The 13676-nt window shown below is 59.5% G+C and carries 12 protein-coding genes; 8 read left to right on the forward strand and 4 right to left on the reverse strand.

Features of this window, described 5'->3' with window-relative positions; genetic code table 11:
• Window positions 1–16: 16 nt before the first annotated feature.
• The 3 genes from ACN0SY_RS16525 to ACN0SY_RS16535 all read right to left on the reverse strand — a co-directional run bounded on the left by ACN0SY_RS16525 (window position 17) and on the right by ACN0SY_RS16535 (window position 2951).
• On the reverse strand, window positions 17–1015 hold the full coding sequence (locus ACN0SY_RS16525; RefSeq protein ID WP_417689050.1) for a LacI family DNA-binding transcriptional regulator: 999 nt from the start codon (window positions 1013–1015) through the stop codon (window positions 17–19).
• A 173-nt stretch (window positions 1016–1188) separates the two neighbouring features.
• Window positions 1189–2184 carry an ABC transporter permease gene (locus ACN0SY_RS16530; protein WP_417689331.1) on the reverse strand — a complete coding sequence of 332 codons (996 nt, stop codon included), beginning with the start codon at window positions 2182–2184 and terminating at the stop codon, window positions 1189–1191.
• A 23-nt stretch (window positions 2185–2207) separates the two neighbouring features.
• A complete protein-coding gene (locus ACN0SY_RS16535; RefSeq protein ID WP_417689052.1) occupies window positions 2208–2951 on the reverse strand; it encodes an ATP-binding cassette domain-containing protein in 744 nt (247 codons plus the stop codon).
• 150 nt (window positions 2952–3101) lie between these two features.
• On the opposite strand from ACN0SY_RS16535, the gene ACN0SY_RS16540 reads away from it, so the two are divergent.
• The 8 genes from ACN0SY_RS16540 to ACN0SY_RS16575 all read left to right on the forward strand — a co-directional run bounded on the left by ACN0SY_RS16540 (window position 3102) and on the right by ACN0SY_RS16575 (window position 12471).
• Complete coding sequence (locus ACN0SY_RS16540) at window positions 3102–4082, forward strand: NAD-dependent epimerase/dehydratase family protein (RefSeq protein ID WP_417689054.1); 981 nt, start codon at window positions 3102–3104, stop codon at window positions 4080–4082.
• A gap of 42 nt (window positions 4083–4124) precedes the next feature.
• Window positions 4125–5117 carry a substrate-binding domain-containing protein gene (locus tag ACN0SY_RS16545; RefSeq protein ID WP_417689056.1) on the forward strand — a complete coding sequence of 331 codons (993 nt, stop codon included), beginning with the start codon at window positions 4125–4127 and terminating at the stop codon, window positions 5115–5117.
• Window positions 5118–5355: 238 nt separating this feature from the next.
• A complete protein-coding gene (locus ACN0SY_RS16550; RefSeq protein WP_417689058.1) occupies window positions 5356–6303 on the forward strand; it encodes a sugar-binding protein in 948 nt (315 codons plus the stop codon).
• A gap of 124 nt (window positions 6304–6427) precedes the next feature.
• Window positions 6428–7930 carry a sugar ABC transporter ATP-binding protein gene (locus tag ACN0SY_RS16555; protein WP_417689060.1) on the forward strand — a complete coding sequence of 501 codons (1503 nt, stop codon included), beginning with the start codon at window positions 6428–6430 and terminating at the stop codon, window positions 7928–7930.
• A 16-nt stretch (window positions 7931–7946) separates the two neighbouring features.
• Complete coding sequence (locus ACN0SY_RS16560; RefSeq protein WP_417689062.1) at window positions 7947–8957, forward strand: ABC transporter permease; 1011 nt, start codon at window positions 7947–7949, stop codon at window positions 8955–8957.
• 93 nt (window positions 8958–9050) lie between these two features.
• Window positions 9051–10058, forward strand: coding sequence for an aldose epimerase family protein (locus ACN0SY_RS16565; RefSeq protein WP_417689064.1), 1008 nt, complete (start codon window positions 9051–9053; stop codon window positions 10056–10058).
• Window positions 10059–10719: 661 nt separating this feature from the next.
• A complete protein-coding gene (locus tag ACN0SY_RS16570; protein WP_417689066.1) occupies window positions 10720–11535 on the forward strand; it encodes a M15 family metallopeptidase in 816 nt (271 codons plus the stop codon).
• Window positions 11536–11610: 75 nt separating this feature from the next.
• Complete coding sequence (locus tag ACN0SY_RS16575; protein WP_417689068.1) at window positions 11611–12471, forward strand: hypothetical protein; 861 nt, start codon at window positions 11611–11613, stop codon at window positions 12469–12471.
• Window positions 12472–12643: 172 nt separating this feature from the next.
• Here the strand turns inward: ACN0SY_RS16575 and ACN0SY_RS16580 are convergent, their stop codons facing one another.
• Window positions 12644–13675 (reverse strand): hypothetical protein, encoded by a 1032-nt coding sequence (locus ACN0SY_RS16580; RefSeq protein WP_417689070.1) that lies wholly within the window; start codon window positions 13673–13675, stop codon window positions 12644–12646.
• Window position 13676 lies beyond the last annotated feature (1 nt).

The raw sequence follows: 13676 nt of genomic DNA on the forward strand, positions 1-13676 counted from the left end.
AGCGAAGCCGGGGCACTCAGGCGAGATTCTTGATGGAAGTGCGCTCCACGAGTGTACATTCCGCCTTTATCTGCGCCGGTCCGCCCTGCAGGCCACTCGCTGCATCGATCAGTTGTTCCGCCGCGATCTCTCCCATTTCGTAATGGGGCAGGGTGACAGTGGTCAGCGGCGGATGAATGTTCTTGGCAATGTCCCGATTGTCGAAACCGATCACCGACACGTCGTGCGGAACGCGTTTTCCCAGTTCGGAAAGGGCCTCGTAGCAGCCAATGGCCATAAGGTCGTTGGCGCAGAAGATTGCCGTTGGGGGATTGTCCTGCGCCATCAGCACCTTCGTGTGCTCATAGCCTGATACGGGTTCCCAGTTGCCGGGCCGTACGAGTGCGGGCTCAAAGGGAATGTCGTTGCTGGAGAGAGCCTGTCGGTAGCCTTTCAGGCGGTCGCGCGAGGCATCGATGCCCTGCTGGCCATTGATGAAACCAATGCGCCTGTGGCCGGACTTGATCAGGCGTTCGGTGGCCGTGCGGCCTCCCAGAAGGTCACCGGGAACCACCGAGGGCAGCGAACGCTTGGCATCATAGCAGTTGACGAGGACTGTCCGCTGATCGGCGAACGCCGGGGCGAGATCGACCCGGCGGGTCAGGATCGTGCCGTAGATGAAGCCGACCAAGGGCAATTGCCCCATCTGCTCGACGATCATCTGTTCGATGCCTGCATCGCCGTGACTGATGCACAGGCAGACATTGATGCCCGATTCGAGTGCCTTGTCGCGTGCTCCCTCAAAGGCAAGCGCCATCCAGGGGTCCGTTGTCACCTCATCGGCAACGAAGACGATGTTGGACCGACCTTCGGGGGCCGCCTGGGCGGTGCGGCGGACCAACGTGTATCCGAGCTCCTGGGCTGCGTCGTGAACGCGCTTGCGGGTGGAATCGCTGAGTTTGGCGCCAAGGCTTCCGTTGAGGACCAGCGATACGGTGGCCTGAGAAACGCCGGCAACCGCGGCAACATCCATCATCGTGGGACGTCGACGGTCTCCGCTTGCTCGAGGTCTTCTCGCCATTATCGTTCAGGTACCCTTTTATGCCGGACAATCGATGCGCACGTCTTCGTTGCCTAGCTGGAAAAGGCAGGAATTGCAACTTTCAATGCCGTGCAAGTTTCAAACATGCCCTTGGATGCATTCATGTTTTAATCCATCGACCTCAGGTTTCTCAGGCGGTCAAAAGCAACCGCGATGATGATGAAGCTGCCAATGAACGTTCCCTGCCAGAATGTCGATATGCCGAGCAGGATGAGCGAATTGCGGATCACCTCGATCAGCAGGGCGCCGATGGCTGCGCCGAGCGCCGTGCCGCTGCCGCCCGCAAGATTGGCCCCGCCGATGACGGCCGCCGCGATCACCGTCAGCTCCATGGCCTGGCCGAGGTTTGTCGTGACGCTGCCGAGCCAGCCGGCCATGAGAATGCCGGCAGCTCCGGCGGTCAACGCCGAGAACATGTAGATGGAAACCTTGATGCGCTTGACCGGGATGCCGGTGAGCACCGCTGCCTGTTCGTTGCCGCCAATGGCAAAGACATATTGCCCCCATTGGGTCCAGCGGAACACGATCGTCATCACGACGGTCAGGATCGCAAGGAAGTAGATCGGATGGGGCAGGCCGAGAGTTGAGCCTCCGCCGATCCAGAGCAACATATCGTGGTCGGGTCCGAACTCCCAAATCATCTTGTTGTTCGACAGCACCATGGCCAGCGAACGGGCGGCTGACAGCATGCCCAGCGTCACAACGAAGGCGGGCATTCCGAGATAGGCGATCAGAAGGCCATTGACGAGGCCGACCGAAAGGGCGGTCGCCAGCGCCACCAGGGCGGAGACCCAGAACGGATTGCCTTCGGACATCATGACGCTGATCACCATGGCGGTGAGCACGACCGTCGAGCCGACGGAAAGGTCGATGCCGCCAGAGGCGATCACGGACGTCATGCCGATCGCGACCAGGCCGACGAAGGCGAAATTCCGGGCGACGTTGAACAGGTTTCTCTGAGTGGCGAATGTGTCGGTCATGAGGGTAAGGGCCAAACAGGCCAGAACGGCTGCCACGAAAACCCAGAAGACTTGTGTGCCCATCAGTCGGGACAGGGTGTTGCGGTGCTGGCTCAGGTCGATCGCTTGTTCCAGTGTCGTCATGGTCGTCATACGTTTGCTTCCCCTCAAGCCGTTTCGATTGCGCCGGTAATCAGGCCGGTGATTTCTTCAGGCGAGCTGTCGAGCGCCGCCTTGCTTGCAACGAGCTGCCCTCGGCGCAGGACCGCGATGCTGTCGCAAACGGCGAAGACGTCGGGCATGCGGTGACTGATCAGGATCACGCTGATGCCATGGTTGCTGAGCCTGCGGATCAGGTCGAGCACCTCGGCGACCTGGCGCACGGAGATCGCGGCTGTCGGCTCGTCCATCAGAACGATTTTTGGATTGGACAGGAGTGTGCGCGCGATTGCGACTGCCTGCCGCTGGCCACCGGACATGCGGTGAACCAGGTCACGCGGCCGCGTCTCGGACTTCAGGGAGGCAAAGAGTTCGGCGGAACGCCGATACATGTAAGGGTAGTCAATCACCTTGATGCCGGCGAAGGTGCGTTTGGGTTCGCGGCCCAGGAAGACGTTGGACGCAGCCGACAGGTTGTTGCAGAGGGCGAGGTCCTGGTAGACGATCTCGATGCCCTGCTGCTGTGCGTCCAACGGCTTGTGGAAGTCGACCGGAACGCCGTCGACGGCAATTGTGCCGTGCGAAGGCCTGAAGTTCCCGCCGACAAGCTTTACCAGGGTCGATTTTCCCGCGCCATTGTCCCCCATCAGGCCTACGACTTCGCCCGGAGCGATGTCGAGCGAGACTTCATTCAACGCCTGAATTGCGCCGAAGTTCTTGGAAATTCCCGATAATTTCAACCGAGACGTCATATTTCCTCCCTCTAGGAAACCATTCCCGTCGTTTTATTTTCGTTCAGCGCCTCAATCCAAACCGCGGCTGCGTAATGACGCCTTGATAACGCATCTTTACTTGACTAATAATTATTAGTAAATATTATTAATAAAAATTGGGAGGGTGGCATGAAGCTTCTGGTGACCGGAGCGGCCGGTAAGGTCGGGCAGGTGTTCCTGCCGAAGTTTCTCGCCTCGGGTGCGTTTCGCGGCTGGAGCCTTGTTGCCCTTTGCAACAACCGCATGATCGAGGGTGGGGCACGGGTCGACGTTCTGCGCGGCTCGATTGCTGATGAGAGCGTCATCGACCGGGCAATGGACGGGGTGACCCACGTACTTCACATGGCGGCGGTCAAGGAGAGTCCGGGCATGGCGATCGATGTCTCCATCAAGGGGATGTTCGTCATGCTGGAGCGGTTCCGCCGACTTGAAACGGCGCGCCAGTTTGTCCTGGTCGGGGGGGATTGCTCTGTAGGTCACATGTTTCAGGATTATCCCGCGCCGATCACGGAAGAGGCTCCCAGAAAGGCCTATCCGGGGTGCTATGCGCTGACCAAGATCCTCGAGGAGGTGATGCTGGAGCAGTATCAGTTCCAGTACGGGGTGAACGGCTGCGTCCTGCGGGCGCCGTGGATCATGGACAAGGATGACCTGAAATATGCCTTGTCCTTCGGTCTGGACCAGTTCGGCGGGCCGTCATGGGGTGAGCTGATCGGTGACGAGGACCTGCAGACCTTTCGGAAGGGCAACCATGTGCCGCTCATGCGGGATGTGACGGGTGCGCCGTTGCGTCGGAACTTCGTGCATGTGGATGATCTGGTTGCCGCAATCCTGGCTGCGCTCGACAATCCGAAGGCTCATCAGGCGCTATTCAACATCTCGATGAACGAACCGGTCTGCTATGGCCGGCTGGCGCACTATCTGGCGGTGTCCCGGGGCTGTGCCGTGGCCGATATCCCGACACCCTTTCATAGCAACTGGCTGGACAATTCGAAGGCGCGCCATCTGCTCGGATGGGCGCCGGAAGTCGATCTCGAGGCTCTGGTCGACAGAGCCTGGGACTACAGAAGGGACGCCAAAGATCCCCGCACAGTCTGGTACCCAGGGTAGTCGCTCCGGGGCCTTCATAACTTTCCAAAGGGAGTGAGTTGAATGAGAAACAGAATTCTATTGCTCGGGGCTGCAATGGTCATGGCCTTGCAGGCGACAGCAGGTCAGGCGGCGGACAAGAAGACCCTGGCCATCGTTGTGAAGGGTCTCGACAATCCGTTCTTCGAGCAGATCAATCTGGGTTGCAAGAAGTGGATGTCCGAGAATGCGGACAGCGAATACGAATGCCTCTACACCGGTCCGGCTTCCTCTGCCGATGAGGCGGGCGAAGTCCAGATCGTCGATGATCTGCTGACCCGCGGCGTTGCCGCGATCGCGATCTCGCCGTCAAATGCACCTGCGATGGCAAACCGCGTGCGCCAGATTGCGCCGAGCGTTCCGGTGATGACCGTTGACGCCGATTTCCTTGAGGCGGATCGCGATATTCGGGCGACCTATCTCGGCACCGACAATTACCTGATGGGTGTCAAGATGGCGGAGGAGGCTGCCATCTTGAAGCCAAATGGCGGTTCGGTCTGCCTGCAGCTCGGCAACGTTGCGGCCGACAACATCAATGCCCGGGCCCAGGGCTTCCGCGATACGGCGGCCGGGGCGAAAGGTGTTGACCGGCTGACCGGCCAGAACGGCTGGTCCGAGATCGAGGGATGTCCGGTCTTCACGAACGACCAGGCCGATCTTGCCAACCAGCAGATGGCGGATACCTTCATTGCCAATCCGGATCTCGATGCGTTCATCCTGATCGGGGGATGGGCCCAGTTTGCGCCTCAGGCCTATACCCAGGTGACGGATCAGGTGATGGACAAGCTGAAGTCAAAGGATCTGATCATCATCGCAGGGGACACGCTTCCTCCTCAGACCAAAGCCTTTCGGGAAGGTCGCAGCCATGCGCAGGTCGGCCAACGGCCGTTCGAGATGGGTTACAAGGCTCCTGATGTCATGATCCAGCTCATCAACGGCGAGAAGGTTGATGACCCGCTCTACACGGGGCTGGATGTTTGTAATCAGGAAGATCCGGGTTTCTGCGCCAACAACTGATCAGATGTTCCTCCTGCCGCCGGGCGCGTCTTGGCCCGGCGGATTTTTTGTGGCCCAAGCGATCTTGCGTTCGGTCCAGCGGGGAACTCGTTAAACTGAAGATCCCGTAGAGGAAGTATGTCAATAATTCGATTTTTTTGGAATAAAGCACCTTATTTTCGTTGATTGATAGTATTAATAATATTACTAATAAATTGTAAGCGGGCGACGGGGAGCGCCTGCGAAATGGGAGGAAGGCATGACATTCAGACTGACAATATGCGCCGTGGCATTGTCGACGTTTGCGCTGGGGGTTGCGCAGGCGGAAGACAAGCCGTCCCTTGCGTTCGTTGTGAACGCGGCTTCCGACTTCTGGAAACTGTCGGAAGCAGGGGTCAAGGCCGCACAGGCGGAGTTGCCGGGCTATGACCTGCAGTTCCGCTATCCCGCCCAGGGCACGGCCGCACTGCAAAACGCGCTGATGGATGACCTTGTGGCGGCCGGCACTGACGCCATCATGATCTCGTCGGTCGATCCGAAAACGTCGATTGGCGCATTCAACCGGATCGCAGCTCAGGTGCCGTTGTTCACCACGGACAGTGATGCGCCCGAGAGTGACCGAATTGCCTATCTCGGTTCGTCCAATACCGCGGCTGGAATTCAGGCGGGCGAAATCGCGGTCAAGGCCCTGCCGGATGGCGGCAAATGCATGGGCTTTGTCGGGTTCCTCGGAGCGGACAATGCCAAGGGACGTATCGCCGGCTTCCGCCAGGCGGTTGAGGGCAAGGGTATCGAGCTCGTTGACGTGCGCGGCGACGATGTGGATTTCCCGCGGGCGCGCTCGAATGTCGATGACGTTCTGGTCGCCAATCCGGAAATCAACTGCATGGTCGGGTTCTATTCCTACAACCCGCCGAAAATCTATGAAGCGCTTCAGGCTGCCGGCAAGCTGGGCGAGATCACCGTCATCGCGTTCGACGAGGATCCGATCACGCTTGGCGCCGTCCGTGAAGGCAGCTTTGCCGGGACTGTCGTCCAGGACCCCTACCAGTGGGGATACCAGGGCATGCACCTGATGGCGAAATTCCTTGAGGGCGACAAGTCGGGCATCCCGGCTGATGGCCTGATCATTGTTCCGACCAAGGTCATCGATGCTTCCAACGTCGATGTGTTCCAGGCGGAGCTGACCGCCCGGATCAAGGGATAGTTGGCCCTCCCGAGCTGACCGTGAGGTTGCACGGGCCGATACACCGGCCCGTGCAACCGATCGTCCATCCTGTCGTGACCTGTGTCGCTGACGCAGATTGCCAGCGTTCAGTGGAGAGCGGGCATTGAGATCCGGAAACAGAACAATCGATCTTAAGCTATCGGGCGTCACCAAGGTCTATCCGGGGGTGGTGGCCATTGAAAATGTGGACCTGGCCATCCGTGGTGGGGAGGTGATCGGCCTGATCGGTGAGAACGGAGCCGGCAAGTCGACGCTCATGAAGGTTCTCGGAGGCGCCGTTGTGCCGGATGCAGGCCGTATTCGTATCGATGGCACCGAGCATGCCCGCCTGACGCCGGCAAGCGCGGCCGATCACGGCATTGCATTCGTGCATCAGGAATTGAACCCTTTCACCAATCTTGACGTCGCGGGTAACATCCTGCTCGGTCGCGAGCTGCGCCGCGGATTTCTGCGCATGATGGACCGCGAGGCGATGGCTCGGTCGGTCCGGCCGATCCTAGACCGGCTCGGGGCGCGTTTCGGTCCGCATCAACTTGTCTCCGAACTGTCGCTGGCGGATCAGCAGATCCTGGAAATAGCCCGTGCGTTGTCGCTGAATGCTCGTCTCGTCATTCTCGATGAGCCAACCTCCAGCCTGACATTGTCAGAGACCCAACGGCTTCTGCAGGTGCTGAAGGAACTCAAGGCGCAGGGCGTTGCGCTGCTATTCATCAGCCACCGCCTGTCCGAAGTCGAGGAAATCGCCGATCGGGTGGTCTGCCTGCGGGACGGCCGGAACGCTGGCGAGCTGACCGGAGAGAACATCAAGAAGGACACGATGGTCCGGATGATGATTGGCCGTGATACGCGCCAGTTCTACGAAAAGAAACCGCACAGAATCTCTGAGGCAGTTCTGGAGTTTCGCGGCGTTCGCACGACAGCCTATCCGGGCGCGAGCGTCAGTCTGAGCGTGCGAAGCGGCGAGATCCTGGGTCTGGCCGGGCTCGCTGGCGCTGGGCGGACGGAACTCGCGCTCGCGGCCTTCGGGGTGGATCCGACACTTGACGGGGAAGTCGTGCTCAACGGCACTCCACTACCGCCGCAGTCCGTGGTCGCGGCAATCGAGGCGGGCATGTCTCTGGTTCCGGAAAACCGCAAGGAGCAGGGCCTCCTGCTCGATTTTTCGATTGCCGAGAACATCGTGCTTCCGGGGTTGTCCCATTTGGCGCGTTTTGGCTTCGTCGAGCGGGACCGTGAGAAAGATCTGGGTGAACGATCCAGGAAACGATTGGCAATCAAGGCCTCGTCTCTCGGGCAAGCAGCCGCCGAGCTCTCGGGCGGCAACCAGCAAAAGGTCGTGCTGGCAAAATGGCTGGCCATGCGGCCGAAGGTGATCATCTTTGACGAGCCGACGCGCGGGATCGACGTCGGGGCCAAGGCGGAAGTCTATCACCTGATGCAGGCGCTGGCGGACGAGGGGGTCGCGATCCTGATGATTTCCAGTGACATGGAAGAGGTCATCGGTGTCTCGGACCGCGTCGCTGTCATGTGCGAAGGGCGCATTACAGGCGTTCTGAATTCGAATGAACTGAGTGAGGAAGGCATCCTGCGGCTTGCCGTCAGCTAGGGTTTGGGGAACTGGAATGCAAAAGAAGGATATTGGGCTGGCGGTGCTGGTACTGGTGGTCGGGGCGGTGGTCGCGGTGATCAATCCACGCTTCCTGTCGCCGATCAATCTCGCCAACACCGCCAATCTGATCGGGCTGTTCGGCCTGTTTTCGATCGCCGAGGCTTTCGTGATCGTGACGGCCGGGATTGAGCTGTCGGTTGGATCTATCATCGCACTACTGGGCGTGATTTTCGTCGATCTGATCGTGAACCAGGGCGTTTCATGGCCGGTTGCCGGCCTCATCGTGATGCTGATCGGTGGAGGGCTCGGCGCGGTCCATGGCTGGTTGGTGACCGCACTCAGGCTTCAGCCCTTTGTTGTCACCTTGTGCGGGCTGCTGATCTATCGCGGTATTGCGCGTTTCTACACCAAGGACGGCACGGCCGGATTCTCGTTCGGGGACGACTTTCCTGCGCTGGAGTGGCTGGTCGCGGGTCGAACCGCCGGAGTGCCGCATTCGTTCATCGCCTTTGCGGTCATCGCCGTCGTTGCTTGGTTTGTTCTCCACCGGACGGTGTTCGGTCGGCACCTCTTTGCGGTCGGCAAGAACGAGGAGGCAGCGCGCTATTCCGGTATCAATACGCGTCAGGTGATCGTCGCTGCCTATGTGATCTGTGCTGTCCTGACCGGTTTCTCGGCAATTTTCTTTGCCATGTACACGCGATCGATTCACCCGGCGTCGCATGGCAGCTTCTACGAGCTCTACGCGATTGCGGCTGCGGTTCTCGGCGGGTTTTCCCTTCGCGGTGGTGAAGGTTCGATCATCGGTGTTGTGCTTGGGGTCGTTCTATTGCAGATGTTGCAGAACCTTGTGAACCTGCTGGGTATTCCGTCGTCCCTGAACTTTGCCGTGATGGGCAGCGTTATCCTGCTTGGGGTCATTGCCGACAACCAGATTTCGAAACACCGCAGTGCCCGGCGACAGGCAAATGTGCTTGCTTCGCTCGCGCCGGGAGCGGTGAAGGCGACCCCTGGCAAGGCATGAGGTTTGGTTCAGTCTGGTCGGCGAAGCCCTTCGCCGACTTCCATTTTAATTGCGTGATATCGCAGGTGGGAGCGATCCTTGGCGGATTTGATGATGACGAAGTTACCCGAGGCGGACGTGCGCATTTGTGGAGCGTCTCCGCAGGGCCAGGATATATTGCAGGTATCGGTCAGCAACGGCGGCAGCCGGGCGACATTCATGACCTGGGGCGCCAGCCTCCAGGACTTCCGGCGCGACGATGTCGATCACTCCCTCGTCCTGGGATGCCCTGAACCGGCGGCCTATTTCGGACCGATGCTCTATTTCGGTGCCATCGTCGGACCCGTTGCCAACCGGATTGCGAAAGGTCGGTTCGAGCTGGACGGCACAAGCTATTCCCTTGACCGGAACGAAGCCGGCGCGACCACCCTGCATGGTGGCAGCAAGGGCTTCGGCCAGATCAACTGGACGCTGGCCGATGCGGACCGGCGGTCTTGTACCTTTTCCTGTCGGCATGCTGACGGGACTTGCGGGTTTCCCGGAAATATCGATGTGCGGGTGACCTATGTGCTGGAAGACGACGGCGCGCTGCAGATCGTCATAGAGGCGACGAGCGATGCGCTGACGCATTTCGCCCCGGCCTTTCATTGCTACTGGAACCTGGACGGATCGGCGGATGTAACCGGCCATCGATTGACCGTTCCGGCGGAGACCTATCTTCCGGTCGATGACATGTTGATCCCTCTCGGAGCGCCTGCGCCGGTGGAAGGGACGGTGTTCGACTATCGCATGCCCCAGGTCCCCGATGCGGGCCTCGATCACAATTTCTGCCTGTCCGGCGCGCGCGGCGATGAATTGCGTGAAATGTGCCGGCTTGAGGCCGGTGCCCTGTGTCTGACCGTGGAATCGACCGAGCCCGGGTTACAGGTTTATTCTGGCGTCGCACTGGATACCGCGCCCTTTGAAGGCAACTGTGGCGAGCCCTATGGCCGTCTTGCCGGGGTCGCCATCGAGCCGCAAACCTGGCCGGATACCGCCAATCACCCGGAATACCCGTCCAGTCTGCTCCAACCCGGTGAAACCTATCGCCAGGTCTCGCGGTTCCGCGTCGCGAAGGTCTGAAGGCTCCAGGACTTTTTTGGGAGCGCTGAAGCGAAGAATTGCTTCACCGAAGAGCATCCTGCCGGGCCGTCTCCTGAGTGTGACGGACTCTATACCAAACTGGAGGAATTCTGGGGTCTCAGGTCAAGGCGTTCCCGGGCGATGATGAAGGCCTCGCTTGTCTTGAGGATATCTCGAAGGTCAAGGCCCATCGTTTCCGCGGCCGCTACCTGCCTGACGTCAAAACCGGACGCGGAAGCAGGTCATGAGCAGTCTATCCTGACGAAGAGTGAGAAACGCTGACGCCTCAGGTTGAGCCGGCTATTGGCCTTACTTGGCCATCCTATGCGGCTCGGGACAGCGTGTATCTCGGTACTATGCGGAAGTCGCTCTTTGAGCCGGAGCAACTTGCAGAGCCGCGCTCGCCCTTTTTCGGAACCGCCGCAGATCGCGACTTCGGTCGCAGCACCGGCTGATCACCGGTTTGCAGGCGCACTGAATTTGTTTGTGTTCATCCCGACCTCCTTGCCTCGAAATGACGAAAGAGGGGGCTGCAAACCTTGGGGCAATCCACTTTCCCCAGGGCTGTGAACCTTTTTTCTTCTCGCGGGCACTTACCGATGAAACTGCCGGTCACCTCTTGGGGCCGGAGCCGTCTCAGTTCGTGCCCGGAAATGACCCTATGCGCTATGCCATCGGCTTTCTTCTCGCGCTTTCGATAGCCTCGACACCTTTTGCATGGCATTGGGCCGCGCAATATTTCGCCCCGCCGCCGCCGTCTGTGGTCGATACCAGTGGTCTGGAGACGGAAATGGCTGCCTTGCGGGAAGAACTCGCCCTTGTTCAGGGAAGGGTAGACGGGTTGGACATTCGCATGTCCTTGGGCCTTTCCGGGAAAGCGGATGACCCGGAGCCTGCTGTCGAAAGTCCGGCCACTTCCGACAGTCTGAAAGATTCCTTTGCCCAGGTGGTGCTGATTGCGGACCGGAGATCTGCCAACGAGGGATTGACCCTTGCGACGCCTTCCTTTCTGCAGCAGCTCATTGGACTGCCGCGGGAGGAATTGACGGACGATTGCCAGTCGGCGACCAATTCGAAGTTAAACGGTCTCCTGAAAACCGAGGATGTCGGGCCGATCAAGGCCCGGATGCTGGAACCGGCCCTGGTGTCGATCCGCCAGATCTTCGCCAATGTGCAGGTCTTCGAGCCAGAGCTCTACAACCGGATCAAAAGTGCCGGTTCCCTGTGTGTGCGCCGCATACGCGGTTCGATCGCCTCCGCCTCATCCCACGCCTACGGTTTGGCGGTGGATATCAATATCGACGGAGTGCTTGATACCCTGGCAGACGGCAAAACGCAGCTCGGGCTCATTCTCCTGGCCGATTTCTTCAAGAAGGAAGGCTGGATTTGGGGCGCGGGCTTTGGGCGCGAAGATTCCATGCATTTCGAGGTCAGCCGGGAAAAGCTGCTGCAATGGCGTCGGCTTGGCGAGATCTGACAGTTCACTCGTGATTTCAGCGCGGGGTGAATGGGCCCCGCGCGGTCGAACCAGATCAATGGAAGGGATTTCCAGATGTCGATCAAGATTGACAAGTTGCCATATCCGGACTCCTTCGACGCCCTTATGTCCACCTCGGATCTAAACGAGGTTTTCGAAGGCTTCGCGAAAAAAATTCCGCAGATTTTCAATATGCTGACCTTCCTGGTCGAAAGGCCGAATGCTTCCGAGATCGATGCGCAATATCTCGTCACCGGGGCGCGCCATGCAGTCAAGGTCGATGCGCGCGTCAAGGCAAAGGCGGACGCCGCTCGTGCCGCTGGGAGCGAAAAGAATGGCGGGGGCTGGGACGAAGTACGGGACATGATGGTCGCCCAATTCCACAAGGAGTTCGACCGCAAGGTCATTCCTCATTTCTACAAGACGAAAGAATTCCAAGCGTATCACAAACGCAAACTGGTTGAGGAAGCGAAGAGCAACCTAGGGAACGCGCCGGCGATTGCCCGCAATCTTGGAATCAAGGACGTCAAGCTTCTGAAGTCGGTCATGCTCGCCGTCGCGCTTGGTGAAATGGCGCAGGCCACCACGCTGGCGAAAAAAATGGTCAAGGCGGAGAAATTGGATCTCGACGTTGCGGGCCTCCTGAAGGACTTGCGGGGAGGCAAGGCACCCAAGGGCGAGAAGGCCGTGCAGCAGAAGATCAATATCACGCCTGCGACACTCACCAATTGCGGCTTTGCCGACCCGAAGAACAAGGTCATCCACAAGTGGCTCGGCATTCTCGTGGAAGCGATGAACGACAATGACCGGGTTCTGTTTCAATCGGCTTGCTCGAAGGTCCAGAAGGAGGAACCGAAGGACTCCACGATCGCTAAAATGAACTCCAAGGCTTTCCTCCAGATGCTCTTCAAGGCGAAGGTGATTACCAAGGGTTGAGAGGGCTGGCTCAGCTCGCCGCCATCCTTTGGAAATGAGGACCCGCACCTCCCAGGGCGTCGGCCGATGAACGAGCTGCTGAGGGACCCGATGGGCCGGCGCGCGCAGGGGCGCCGGCCCTTTTTCATTTCAAGGCGCAGATGTTCAGGCCCAGTTGTTCAGGCAAAGACGATCAGGCAAAGGGGCACAGGCCGCACATGTCGAACGCGGGCATGTCGATTGCAAACTGCAGGCTGCCCTGAAGTGCCAGCATGACATTCAGGAAGGGTGCGATCGCCAGGCGCGGCGGAGAGAAGTGAAAGGAGGGCGCGGCGAAGCTGCTCGACCCGGCCATTCGTTCTCCCAGTCTGAAATCCTCCAGGGCCGGCAGGGTTTGCAGCATCGCATTCAGGCGAAGGGCTTCCAGCGGGAGCGGGATATTGAAGTGTGACCAGTTTTGCAGCATCAGCTGCACGCGGCGCACCTTCGCAGGGGAAAATCCCTGCCCGAAGGCCTCATTGATGGTAGCCAGCGACTCCAGCACCAAGGCAAGCTTCGTCAACATCGGCAGGGGGATCGACAGGTGCGGTGGTCTCAGGTCCGCCATCTTGCCGAAAAAATTGCCGAGGCCGGAATAGCTATCCGGGCTCCCCAGGGGCGGCAGGGAAAGCGTTTCACCCAACATCGCCAACGCCGGAAGGCCGCCAAGGATCTTGACCATTTCGAGATGCGGCCGGGACAATGCGGGCGAGAAGCTGAAGCTGTGAGAGAAGGGGACAGGCGGTTCGCTTGCCATTTCAAAAGGATCGAGTCCGAAGTCCTGAAGATCCAGAACCAGCCTGGCCACGAGTGCATAGTTGATCAGCGGCTGCAGCTTCAAGGTCGTCAGATAGCCGAGCCGCGGCCAGACGTTGGACTCGATACTGGCCGCCGCCTGCTGCATCTGCATTTCGAACATGGGCAGGTCGTCGAGCTTGAAACTCCCCACCATCAGATTGAACGTGGCGGCCAATTGAAACGCTGCCCCGCCGCCGAAGTCGAGCCTCGGTAGACGTGCCGGCTCGAACATAGCGGCAATCTGCATGTCGAGCCGGTTCGCCGGGTCGAGGGCCGGGAGGGCCGCCGCCAGCTTGAGCGACAACGGCAACGTCGGCAAAAGCGGCGTGATCCCCCAGTCATAGTAGTTGCGAACATGCTCGGCCGGACCTGTACAGAAGCAGGGCATG

Source organism: Roseibium sp. (assembly GCF_048261595.1).
Lineage (GTDB): Bacteria > Pseudomonadota > Alphaproteobacteria > Rhizobiales > Stappiaceae > Roseibium.